The sequence below is a fragment of the Acidovorax sp. DW039 genome, from assembly GCF_037101375.1.
Lineage (GTDB): Bacteria > Pseudomonadota > Gammaproteobacteria > Burkholderiales > Burkholderiaceae_C > Acidovorax.
This window is the reverse complement of record NZ_AP029019.1, coordinates 3,510,001-3,522,113: the sequence shown is the minus strand read 5'-3', so window position 1 is coordinate 3,522,113 and position 12,113 is coordinate 3,510,001. Positions and strand designations below refer to the sequence as shown.

11 protein-coding genes (1 of these 11 running past the window's edge) are annotated in these 12,113 nt (G+C 53.9%); all 11 read left to right on the top strand.

The genetic code is table 11. The features are described from left to right. Positions 1–6: 6 nt before the first annotated feature. The gene (gene ispG, locus AACH87_RS15770; RefSeq protein WP_338795428.1) at positions 7–1,260 is read left to right on the top strand and encodes a flavodoxin-dependent (E)-4-hydroxy-3-methylbut-2-enyl-diphosphate synthase; all 1,254 of its coding nucleotides are present in this window, start codon (positions 7–9) and stop codon (positions 1,258–1,260) included. A 90-nt stretch (positions 1,261–1,350) separates the two neighbouring features. After that, on the top strand, positions 1,351–2,664 hold the full coding sequence (gene hisS / locus AACH87_RS15765) for a histidine--tRNA ligase (RefSeq protein WP_338798986.1): 1,314 nt from the start codon (positions 1,351–1,353) through the stop codon (positions 2,662–2,664). Positions 2,665–2,683: 19 nt separating this feature from the next. Continuing rightward, positions 2,684–3,370, top strand: coding sequence for a tetratricopeptide repeat protein (locus AACH87_RS15760; protein WP_338795427.1), 687 nt, complete (start codon positions 2,684–2,686; stop codon positions 3,368–3,370). Positions 3,371–3,384: 14 nt separating this feature from the next. After that, positions 3,385–4,533, top strand: coding sequence for an outer membrane protein assembly factor BamB (bamB, locus tag AACH87_RS15755; protein ID WP_338798985.1), 1,149 nt, complete (start codon positions 3,385–3,387; stop codon positions 4,531–4,533). Between the two features lie 11 nt (positions 4,534–4,544). After that, positions 4,545–5,891: a ribosome biogenesis GTPase Der gene (der, locus tag AACH87_RS15750; protein ID WP_338795425.1), complete on the top strand. Its 1,347-nt coding sequence runs from the start codon at positions 4,545–4,547 to the stop codon at positions 5,889–5,891. 138 nt (positions 5,892–6,029) lie between these two features. Continuing rightward, the gene (gene hfq / locus AACH87_RS15745; RefSeq protein WP_338795423.1) at positions 6,030–6,281 is read left to right on the top strand and encodes an RNA chaperone Hfq; all 252 of its coding nucleotides are present in this window, start codon (positions 6,030–6,032) and stop codon (positions 6,279–6,281) included. A gap of 72 nt (positions 6,282–6,353) precedes the next feature. Further along, the gene (gene hflX / locus AACH87_RS15740; RefSeq protein WP_338795422.1) at positions 6,354–7,535 is read left to right on the top strand and encodes a GTPase HflX; all 1,182 of its coding nucleotides are present in this window, start codon (positions 6,354–6,356) and stop codon (positions 7,533–7,535) included. Between the two features lie 28 nt (positions 7,536–7,563). After that, on the top strand, positions 7,564–8,904 hold the full coding sequence (hflK, locus tag AACH87_RS15735; protein WP_338795421.1) for an FtsH protease activity modulator HflK: 1,341 nt from the start codon (positions 7,564–7,566) through the stop codon (positions 8,902–8,904). A 9-nt stretch (positions 8,905–8,913) separates the two neighbouring features. Then, positions 8,914–9,813, top strand: coding sequence for a protease modulator HflC (gene hflC / locus AACH87_RS15730; RefSeq protein ID WP_338795420.1), 900 nt, complete (start codon positions 8,914–8,916; stop codon positions 9,811–9,813). 126 nt (positions 9,814–9,939) lie between these two features. Continuing rightward, positions 9,940–11,091, top strand: coding sequence for an ATP phosphoribosyltransferase regulatory subunit (locus tag AACH87_RS15725; protein ID WP_338795419.1), 1,152 nt, complete (start codon positions 9,940–9,942; stop codon positions 11,089–11,091). A 15-nt stretch (positions 11,092–11,106) separates the two neighbouring features. Further along, on the top strand, positions 11,107–12,113 hold the 5' portion of the coding sequence (locus AACH87_RS15720; RefSeq protein ID WP_338795418.1) for an adenylosuccinate synthase. The gene runs 370 nt beyond the window's last position; only the first 1,007 of its 1,377 coding nucleotides appear in the window; the start codon lies at positions 11,107–11,109; the stop codon falls past the right edge of the window.

Below are 12,113 nucleotides of genomic sequence, written 5' to 3'. Positions count from 1 at the left end.
GTTTGCATGCCCATCCCGCTCGTGGCTCCCTTGGTGCGTAGTACTCGCCAAGCCCGCGTAGTCTGGGGTAACCGTGTTGTCACGGTGGGGGGAGGGGCTCCGGTACGTGTGCAGTCCATGACCAACACGGATACCGTTGACGCCATAGGCACGGCCATTCAGGTCAAGGAATTGGCGCAGGCGGGCTCTGAGTTTGTTCGCATCACCGTCAACACACCTGAAGCTGCTGCTGCAGTGCCCTACATTCGTGAGCAACTCGACCGCATGGGTGAAACAGTGCCTTTGGTAGGTGACTTTCACTACAACGGGCATCGGTTGTTGTCTGAGTTTCCCGCCTGCGCTGAGGCGTTGTCCAAGTACCGTATCAATCCTGGGAATGTGGGTAAAGGCGACAAGCGAGATCGCCAGTTCGGTCAAATGATCGAAGCAGCGATGCGCTGGAACAAGCCCATACGCATAGGGGTCAACTGGGGGAGTCTGGATCAGGAACTGCTCGCCCACTTGATGGATGAAAACAGCCGCAGACCCGAGCCTTGGGACGCTCGACAAGTCATGTATGAAGCGCTGATTTCCTCCGCCATTGACTCTGCCAAACGTGCCGAAGAGATGGGCATGGATGGAAATCAGATCATCCTCTCCTGCAAAGTCAGCGGTGTGCAGGACCTCATAGGTGTCTACCGCGAATTGGCGCGCCGATGCGACTACCCCCTTCACCTTGGATTGACTGAGGCAGGAATGGGCACCAAGGGGACCGTTGCATCCGCCGCTGCACTCTCCATTCTCTTGCAGGAGGGTATCGGAGACACCATTCGGGTTTCATTGACACCTCAGCCTGGGGAATCTCGTAACCAGGAGGTTGTCGTTGCGTCGGAAATTCTTCAATCGTTAGGGCTCAGGGCTTTCGTTCCCAGCGTGACTGCTTGCCCAGGATGCGGAAGAACGACGAGCACCACGTTCCAAGAGCTGGCCAAGCAAATTGATGATTTCTTGCGCTCGCAGATGCCGGTGTGGCGCGTGAAGTACCCCGGGGTGGAGGGTTTGCGTGTGGCGGTGATGGGATGCATTGTGAATGGCCCGGGCGAGAGTAAGCACGCTGACATCGGGATCAGCCTTCCAGGAACCGGTGAGGCTCCTGCTGCGCCCGTATTTATCGACGGCGAAAAGGCCATGACCTTGCGCGGCGACAATATTGCAGCCGAGTTCCATCAGATCGTTGAAGATTACATTGAACGTCGCTTCGGGGCTGCCGCGGTAGCCTGAGGCAATTGATTTGTGCGAAGGTCTTTTGCCTTGGCGCATGGCCTTCATTGACCTATTTTTAATAAAAAATTTGTGAGTACCTCCAAGGCAATGGCCTCTTCAAAATCCGAAAAAGTCACTTCCGTCAAAGGCATGAATGACATTCTTCCCCTCGACTCGGCTCGATGGGAATGGCTTGAGGCCAAGGTGAGAGACCTCATGGCGCGGTACGCCTATCGCAACATCCGTACCCCCATCGTTGAGCAAACTGCTCTCTTTGTGCGCGGTTTGGGTGAGGTGACGGATATTGTGGAGAAGGAGATGTACTCCTTTGAGGATCGACTGAATGGTGAGCAGCTCACTCTCCGACCTGAGGCGACGGCGGGTGTAGTGCGTGCCGTTGCTGAGAACTCTTTGTTGTACGACGGTGGTAAGCGCCTGTACTACATGGGGCCTATGTTTCGGCATGAAAAGCCTCAGCGTGGCCGTTACAGACAATTCCACCAGATTGGTGCCGAGGCCTTGGGTTTTCCAGGCGCTGAGGTGGATGCCGAATTGATTTTGCTTGCGAACGCCCTGTGGCGGGAACTGGGACTCCAGAACGTTCGCCTGGAGCTCAATAGCTTGGGTCAGCCAGCCGAGCGGCAGGCCCACAGGGCAGCTTTGATCGCTTATCTGGAGCAACACATGGACGCTTTGGATGAGGAGGCACGGCGGCGCCTGTACAGCAACCCTTTGCGTATTCTTGATACCAAGAATCCCGCGCTCCAGGCTATCGTGAATGCAGCCCCGAAACTGATCGAGTTTCTGGGCGAAGAGTCCTTGTCGCACTTCAATGCTGTTAAAGCCATTCTGGATGCCAATGGTGTTGCGTGGACCCTCAACCCACGACTGGTCCGCGGTATGGACTACTACAACTTGACGGTGTTTGAGTTTGTGACGGATCAGTTGGGCTCTCAAGGGACCATCTGTGGCGGTGGCCGTTACGATTACCTCATGGAGCAAATCGGCGGTAAACCTGCACCAGCCGTGGGGTGGGCGCTGGGTGTGGAGCGGGTCCTGGAGTTGCTCAAAGAGCAAGGACGTGCAGAGGTGAATGTGGCCCCTGATGTGTATGCGGTTGTTCCGAATGCAGCCTCTTTGCCTCGTGCGATAGCTGTAGTGGAACAGTTGAGGGAGTTGGGAGTGAGCGTTCAGATCCATGCCTCCACTGATGCGGCCGGTAGCATGGGTAGCATGAAGTCTCAGTTCAAACGTGCAGACGCCAGCGGTGCCTCTTTTGCACTGGTGTTTGGTGAGGCAGAACTCGAGAGAGACGTGGTCGCTGTCAAGTCGTTGCGCGATGGGGAAGGATCGCAGATTGAGCAACCCTTGGCCCAAATTGCTTCTTGGGGCAGCACCCTACAATCCCGTCCAGTTCACTGAACCAGAAAAAAGAATCTTCATGGCAAATCACTTAGATCTCGAAGAACAGGAACAGCTTGACCAGCTCAAGCATTTCTGGAACACATGGGGAACACCCATCAGCGCCGTCGCCGTCATTGTGATGGCGGGTCTTGCTGGGTGGAATGGATACCAATACTGGCAAAACCGCCAAGCATCGCAAGCTGCAGCGCTCCTGGATGCGGTAGAAATTGCTGTTCAGGCCAAGGATCAAAGCAGGCTGGAACAGGCATTTGCTGATCTTCAGTCGAAATATGCGGGTACCCCGCAAGCTGACATGGCAGGCTTCGCGTTGGCAAAGTCCATGCAGGAGAGCGGCAAGCCCGATGCTGCTAAAGCAGCACTTGGCTGGATCTCTGAGCATTCATCGGACGCAGGCTACAAGGCTGTCGCTAAACTGCGACAAGCTACTGTCCTGATGGAGCAGAAGGAGTTTGAAGCTGCTCTGAAGTTGCTTCAGACGAATTTCCCTGCGGAGTTCGAAGCGGTGGCGGCTGACAGGCGAGGTGATGTACTGATGCTGATGGGCAAAACAAGTGAGGCAGTGTCCGAATACACCCGTGCCTTTAAAGGCTTGGAAGAGGGGTTGGAATATCGGCGTCTTGTCGAAGTCAAACTTAATGCTCTAGGCGTAGATCCGCAGAATGCTCAGCCTGGCACCGTAGCTTCCTCCGAAGTTAAAAAATGAAATCCACCCTTTCGATGTCTACTCTTCTTTCGTCCAGATGGTTGAGAGTGACGCCTGTCGTTCTCTCTGCGCTATTGAGTGCTTGTTCATTCTGGGGGAGTAGCAAGGTAGCTCCTCCAGATCTGGGTGAAAACGTCCCTTTGCTTGGGGTTCGCCAAGTATGGACCTCCAAGGTGGGTGCTGTTGCTCTTCCCGCAATGGACGTGCGGGTGCAGGATAACCGCGTGTTATTGAGTTCGGCCGATGGTGTCGTTGCCGCTATCGATGCTCGTACTGGAGGGGATATCTGGAGGGCGACGCTGGGTGAGTCGCTGTCCGCGGGAGCGGGTGGAGATGGCAAATATGCTGCGGTGGTTTCCCGTGCAAATGTCTTGATCTTCCTGAATGAGGGGCGAGAGCTTTGGCGTCAAGCCCTCCCTTCGCAAGTCTTCACAGCACCATTGGTTGCCGGGGGGCGTGTGTTTGTATTGTCCGCAGACCGTTCTGTTCTTGCGTTCGACATGCAGACGGGTAAGAAGTTGTGGACGCAACTCCGGCAGAGCAGCGATACCCTGGTTTTGAAGCAGGCGGGAGTCATTGTCCCCGTTGGTGACACTTTAGTGGTGGGGTTGTCAGGACGTTTGGTTGGGCTGAATCCGGATACCGGTACCCCCCGTTGGGAAGTCCCGCTCGCCAGCCCTCGCGGCGTCAACGATGTTGAACGCTTGGTGGACTTGGTAGGCAGAGTGAGTCGCTCTGGTGATTCCCTGTGCGCACGAGCATTTCAAGCCACCGTTGGGTGTGTAAATGTCTTGCGTGATCGCGCATCAGTGACTTGGACGCAGTCTGCAAGTGGCTCCGAGGGAGTGCATGGTGATGCCGAAGCAGTTTACGGTACGGAAAACAATGGACAAGTTATCGCCTGGCGGAGAGAGGATGGTTCTCGACTGTGGTCTACCGATCGGCTCAAGTTGCGTAAGCTGACTGCACCCTTGGCGCTTGGCCGTTCCGTGGTTGTGGGCGACGACTATGGTTGGGTGCACTTTTTGGGGCGCTCTGATGGCGCTCCTTTGAATCGTGTCGCCACGGATACCTCTGGCGTGGCTGCGGCCCCTGTGGTGGCGGCTGATACCTTGGTCGTTGTGACTCGGTCTGGGGCAATTTACGGCTTCCGTCCAGATTGAATGAGTTTTTGATGAAGCCAGTTATTGCCCTCGTTGGGCGCCCGAATGTCGGTAAGTCGACGCTCTTCAACCGTCTGACGAAGACTCGCGACGCCATCGTTGCCGATTTTGCAGGCCTGACCCGAGATCGTCATTACGGCAACGGAAGACAGGGGAAGAAAGAATATATCGTCGTAGATACGGGTGGTTTTGAGCCCGATGCTTCCTCTGGTATTTACCGCGAAATGGCCAAGCAAACACAGCAGGCTGTAGCCGAAGCTGATGTAGTACTCTTTCTCGTTGATGCCCGTGCTGGAGTTTCTGCCCAGGACCACGATATTGCCAAGTACCTGAGACGCTTGGGCAAACCCTGTCTGTTGGTTGCCAACAAAGCAGAGGGCATGCTTGAAGGTCTTCAGTTGGCTGAATTCTACGAACTGGGGTTAGGTCAAGTTCAGGGGGTTTCTGCTGCTCATGGTCAGGGAATTCGGGACCTAATTGATCAGGCTTTCGAATTGCTCAATATCCCCGAGGCGGTGGAGGATGAACTGGATGCAACACCTTCTGACGTAATCAAGCTGGCCGTTGCGGGACGACCTAACGTTGGTAAATCGACACTTATCAACACGTGGCTAGGCGAGGAAAGACTAGTTGCATTTGATATGCCTGGCACCACTCGTGATGCCATATCGGTCCCATTTGAGAAAAATGGACAGAAATTTGAGTTGGTAGACACCGCAGGATTACGTCGTAAAGGCAAGGTGTTTGAGGCTATCGAGAAATTCTCTGTGGTGAAGACATTGCAGGCGATTGAGTCAGCCAACGTGGTTCTGTTGCTACTTGATGCCACGCAAGGTGTGACAGACCAGGACGCTCACATCGCAGGCTACATACTTGAGAGTGGTCGTGCAGTTGTTTTGGCTATCAATAAATGGGATGCGGTGGATGACTATGAGCGGCAAATGCTGGAGCGTTCCATCGAGTCTCGTCTGTCGTTCTTGAAGTTTGCGTCTTTGCATTTCATCTCGGCCAAGAAACGACAGGGGTTGGGACCGTTGTGGACCTCTATCGCTCAAGCTTACAAGGCTGCTAACTGCAAGATGCCCACGCCAGTGTTGACCCGACTGCTGCAGGAGGCAGTTCAGTTTCAAAGTCCACAGCGCTCTGGCATGTTTCGACCAAAGCTGCGTTATGCGCATCAGGGTGGCATGAACCCCCCGGTGATTGTTATCCACGGCAATTCTCTTGAGCATGTGACGGCTGCTTACAAGCGATTTCTCGAAAGTCGTTTTCGGAAGGAGTTCGGGCTTGTGGGAACACCCCTGCGCATCGAAATGAAGACTTCTCACAATCCTTTCAAGGACGAGACTGAAGGCTGAGCGTTGATTTTTTAGCCACGCCATGAGAGCAAGGACTTGCCTTGAAATCACAAGGGGCAATGTTCAGCATCGGATTCCAGCTCATTTGGTGTGGTATGGTGCTGCTTTACAACAACATTTTTGAACACGGAGCATATCGTGAGCAATAAAGGCCAACTTCTCCAAGATCCATTCCTCAACGCCTTGCGGCGTGAGCATGTCCCTGTATCCATCTATTTGGTGAATGGCATCAAGCTTCAGGGGCAGATCGAGTCTTTTGATCAGTATGTAGTGCTGCTGCGTAACACAGTCACTCAGATGGTCTACAAGCACGCCATCTCTACGATTGTTCCCGGCCGTGCAGTGAATTTCTCCACAGCGGAGTCATCCGAAGCGGATGCCAACGCGTAGTGTCTCGCTGATCGCAGCCACATCAGACCGAGGTGGGCTGATGTGGTGTGATTTCGTTCCCGCGGTGCACCCATGCCCTTAGTTGTTGCACCGAAAGTAATTTTGGTAGGTGTTGATCTTGGTGCTCCCCACTTTGATGCGGAGTTGGAGGAACTCGCCCTGCTGGCTCAAACCGCGGGACTCCATCCTGTTGCCAAGATAACTTGCAAACGTAAAGCACCTGACGCAGCTTTGTTTGTCGGTAGTGGAAAGGCAGACGAGATTCGTATGCTCATACAAGCATACGGCGCTGTGGAGGTACTGTTTGATCAAGCGCTAAGCCCTGCACAACAACGTAATCTGGAGCGCCATCTAGAGCGGCCGGTGAATGATCGGACGTTTCTTATTTTGGAGATATTTGCGCAAAGGGCCCGAAGTCACGAAGGGAAACTTCAGGTCGAGTTGGCAAAACTGCAGTATCTGAGTACCAGGTTGGTGAGGCGCTGGTCTCACTTGGAGCGTCAGCGAGGTGGCATTGGCACTCGTGGCGGTCCAGGTGAAACCCAGATTGAGTTGGATCGTCGAATGATTGGCGATGCGATCAAAAGAACTAAAGAACGTCTGCAGCGGGTCAAATTGCAGCGATCCACGCAGCGTAGGCAGAGAGAGCGTCGAAATGCCTTTTCTGTTTCTTTGGTTGGTTATACCAATGCTGGCAAGTCCACTTTGTTTAATTCGCTCGTGAAGGCGCGGGCATATGCGGCAGACCAGTTGTTTGCCACTTTGGACACTACAACGCGCCAGCTGTACTTGTCTGAAGCTGAGGTATCAGTTTCGCTGTCTGACACAGTAGGCTTCATCAGAGACTTGCCTCATGGCTTGATCGATGCCTTTCAGGCCACTCTTCAGGAGGCCGTGGATGCGGATCTTCTTCTGCACGTGGTCGACGCCTCAAGTGAGTCATTTCCTGAGCAAATTATCCAAGTAATGCAGGTGTTGTCAGAAATAGGCGCCTCGTCCATCCCGCAGATATTGGTTTTCAATAAGTCGGATGTGATGTCGATGGAATTGACTCCGCGCCGATTGCAAGACACCTACGAGCTTGACGGCACGGTTACCCCTAGATTGTTTGTGAGCGCGCGTACTGGAGACGGAATCAAGGAGCTGCGTACCGCTCTTGCGAAGGCGGTTCTCCTTCGGCGAGAGTCGATATCCCCAAGCGTGCAAGCTGAATCTCTCATCTCACACGACCACCTTGGCACAATGCATGAGTAGCTCTCATCGAAAATCAGAGAATGTGCGCATGACTTTCCAAAATTACAAATCGCTTGGTGTTTACTTGCCGCAGAGGATATTGGGAGTTTTTAATCTCAACGACCCTCGCTGGGGTCGGGGGGATGACAAGCCTGCCGATGAGGTCAAACCTGATGACCGCAAGCCTCCTACTTCGGGTGATCGAGGGCGCGCTCCTGGTTCTGGTGGTGCAGGTCAATCGCCGGATTTGGATGAACTATGGCGAGATCTCAATCGTAAACTTGGCAGTCTTTTTGGTGGCTCAGGTGGTGGTGGAGGTGTGGGCGGAGGGCGACCTTCTGATGCGCGCAATGCAGGTATCGGTGTTGCATTGTTGGCTGGGGTCGCGGTGCTGGTTTGGATGGCTTCCGGATTTTTTATCGTTAAGGAAGGCCAACAAGCCGTCATTACACAGTTTGGAAAGTACAAAGCAACGGTCGGTGCGGGATTCAATTGGCGTTTACCGTATCCCATCGAGCGGCATGAATTGGTTTTTGTTACACAGATCCGCTCGGCAGATGTAGGTCGCGACTCCATCGTGAAGAGCACGGGTCTGCGTGAGTCGGCCATGCTGACCGAAGATGAGAACATTGTTGAGATCAAGTTTGCTGTTCAATACCGTCTTAACGATGCCCGTGCGTGGCTCTTCGAAAGCAAGAATCCTGGGGACGCAGTTGTCCAAGCAGCAGAAACAGCCGTTCGCGAGGTTGTGGGAAAGATGCGGATGGATACCGCGCTTTCAGAGGAGCGGGATCAAATTGCCCCCCGCGTGCGCAAATTAATGCAAACCATTCTTGATCGTTATGGTGTTGGGGTGGAGGTTGTTGGCGTCAATTTGCAGCAGGGTGGAGTTCGACCGCCGGAACAGGTGCAAGCTTCGTTTGACGACGTTCTGAAGGCGGGTCAGGAGCGGGAAAGAGCAAAAAACGAAGCTCAGGCATATGCCAATGACGTGATTCCTCGGGCGGTAGGGGCTGCTTCTCGGTTGGCGGAGGAGTCTGCTGCGTATAAAGCTCGAATCGTGGCGCAGGCGCAAGGCGATGTGCAGCGTTTCTCTTCGGTATTGGTCGAGTATCAGAAAGCTCCGCAGGTGACCAAAGATCGGATGTATCTGGAAGCCATGCAGCAAATTTACTCGAATGTGACTAAGGTGGTTGTCGAGTCCCGTCAGGGCGGAAGTCTCCTGTACATGCCCTTGGACAAGATCATTCAAAGTGCCGCCGCATCGGTACCCAACGGGTCCGATACGCTTCAAGGTACATCGACAACACCCTCTCCCGTAGTCGTTCCATCTCCTGCGGAGTCGAGAAGTCGGGACAGTGGGCGTAGCCGTGAGCGCGAAGTGCGCTAGGAGATTGTTGTGAATCGAATTGGATTGTTTGCTACGGCTTTACTCGTCGCTTTGGGGCTGGCGAGTTCCATGTTTTTCGTGGTTGACCAGCGGCAGTTTGGGGTCGTGTATGCCTTGGGTCAAATCAAGGAGGTCATTACAGAGCCAGGTCTGAATTTCAAACTTCCCCCACCGCTACAGAATGTTTCTTACATAGACAAGCGCCTATTGACGTTGGATAGCAAGGATACAGAGCCGATGCTCACGGCTGAGAAGCAGCGTGTTGTCATTGATTGGTATGTGCGGTGGCGTATTTCCGATCCCGCTCAGTACATCCGCAATGTGGGACTGGATGAGGAGGCGGGTGCGGCTCAATTGAACAGGGTCGTTAGGAACGCATTCCAGGAGGAAATCAACAAGAGGACTGTGAAAGAGTTGCTCTCGTTGAAGCGTGAGGCCGTGATGGAGGATGTGAAGCGCGAGGTTTTGGCAGCGGTCCGTGGCTCCAAACCGTGGGGTGTTGACGTCGTCGATGTGCGTATCACACGAGTGGATTACGTAGAAGCAATCACTGAGTCCGTTTATCGAAGAATGGAGGCTGAGCGTAAACGAGTTGCTAATGAGCTGCGCTCCACCGGAGCTGCAGAAGGCGAGAAAATTCGGGCTGATGCAGATCGTCAGCGCGAGATCGCCATAGCTAACGCCAACAGAGATGCGCAAAGAGTGAAAGGCGAAGGTGATGCGGAAGCCGCTAGGATTTACGCTGAAGCGTTTGGAAAGGATCCCCAGTTTGCGCACTTCTACCGGAGTCTTGAGGCATACAAGGCGACGCTGAGCAAGAAATCAGACGTTATGCTGGTTGATCCGGCCAATTCTGAGTTCTTTAAAATTCTTCGTGAGGGGCAAGGTGCGGGCCCTCAACGGCGCTGAAAGCTTCGAACTTCAGCTGAGAACACTGCTTTTGGGGGGCTCTGTCTGGGCGGTGAGGCTCTCAACCTGAGGGATTTGAGGGTGTACCCGGTAGAATCACGGTTTTAATAGCACCCACCTGTCCAAATGTCTGCTTGGATCCTCCCGGATCATATTGCCGATGTCCTGCCCTCCGAGGCTAGGCACATCGAAGAGTTACGTCGTGGTTTGCTCGATACTGCGCGTGGCTATGGTTATGAACTAGTGATCCCTCCCCTATTAGAGCATTTGGAGTCTTTGCTTACAGGGGCTGGCGAGGCTTTGAATTTGCAAACCTTCAAATTAGTGGATCAGATTTCTGGCCGCTCTATGGGTTTGCGTGCAGACACTACTCAGCAAGTAGCTCGAATAGATGCTCATTTGCTCAATCGCAGAGGAGTGACCCGGCTCTGCTACTGTGGGCCTGTTCTTCACACTTGGCCCGAAAAGCCTCATGCGACGCGCGAACCTCTTCAGTTTGGCGCTGAAATATACGGGCATGCGGGTTTGGAGGCGGACGTCGAAGCTTTAACGTTGGCGGCTGAGTGCTTGCGCGTAGCTGGGCTCTTTAACTTCACGATTGATCTTGCTGATGTGCGTGTGGTCCGCCAAATACTTGATGGGGCGGAACTCAGTGAAGGCCTTTGTACGCAGTTGCAGGCTGCGCTCGTGCGAAAGGATACGGCTGAATTGGAGAGACTTTCTTCGAGTCTTCCAGAGCAGACTCGCCAAGGGTTGCTCGCGTTACCTCACCTATATGGTGATGAGAGCGTGTTGGAGCGGGCATCCGAAGCTTTGTCCTTCATGCCTGGCATTCAGCACATCATTGATGAGCTACGTGAATTCGCCTCCACCTTTCCCTCAGAGCGCATCAGTTTTGACCTTTGTGATTTAAGGGGCTACTCCTACTACAGCGGCGTGCGCTTTGCTGTCTTTGCGGAGGGGGCAAGTGACGCAGTGGTGAGAGGAGGGCGGTACGATGAAGTTGGCGCTGTATTCGGTCGCAACAGACCTGCCGCTGGCTTCAGCCTGGATTTGAAGCAACTTGCCTCGGTAGTGCCGGGCAAGGCTCTTCGTCCAGCGATTCGTGCCCCATGGTGGGTCAATCATGAATTGAACGAAACTATCGTTTCACTGCGTAGAGCTGGCGAGACCGTGGTGTGCGTTTTGCCCGGACATGAGAGCGAAGTGGATGAATTTGATTGTGATCGTGAACTCGTAGAGGTCTCTGGTCGCTGGGTCGTTAAGTCAATTAAGTAAATAGTTGGATTACAAATGAAAGCAACCAAAGGCCGTAACGTAGTCGTCGTGGGCACGCAGTGGGGCGATGAAGGTAAGGGCAAGTTAGTCGATTGGCTCACCGAGAGCGCCCAAGGCGTGGTGCGATTCCAAGGCGGGCATAACGCTGGCCACACATTGGTCATAAACGGCGTCAAGACTGCGCTTCATTTGATCCCCAGCGGGATCATGCGCCCCGGTGTGAAATGCTACATAGGCAATGGCGTAGTGCTGTCTGCGGCAAAGCTCTTTCAGGAAATTGAAGGTCTGGAGAGCGCCGGAGTCGAGGTACGCTCTCGCTTGCGTATCAGTGAGGCATGTCCTCTGATCTTGCCCTTCCATGCTGCGTTAGATATTGCTCGTGAGGCTGCGCGCGAACAAGGAGGCTCTGAAAAAATCGGAACTACAGGCCGTGGAATTGGCCCTGCTTACGAAGACAAAATTGCGCGCCGTGCTCTGCGTGTACAGGACCTCAAGTACCCAGATCGGTTTGCTGCGAAGTTGAAAGAACTGCTGGCATTGCACAATCATGTCCTGTCAACATACCTCGGCTCGCAGCGGTTCGATTTTGGCGAGGCACTATCGCCATACATCAAGGACGGTGAGATCCAGTTCGATGTGGTTTACGAGGAGGCCATGCGGCATGCGAACATGATGGCGCCCATGATGGCTGATGTATCGCGTGAGTTGAATGAAGCGCACAGTGCGGGGGCTAACCTCCTGTTCGAAGGTGCTCAAGGCACTTTGCTGGATGTGGATCATGGGACATATCCCTATGTAACCTCCAGTAATTGCGTTGCGGGTAACGCTGCGGCTGGTTCTGGCGTGGGTCCGGGCATGCTCCATTACATACTTGGAATTACGAAAGCCTATTGCACGCGTGTGGGTGGCGGACCTTTCCCCACTGAACTTGATTGGGAGCGCCCGGGTACCCCGGGTTATCACATGAGTACTGTGGGAGCAGAAAAGGGTGTAACCACCGGACGCAGTCGCCGTTGCGGATG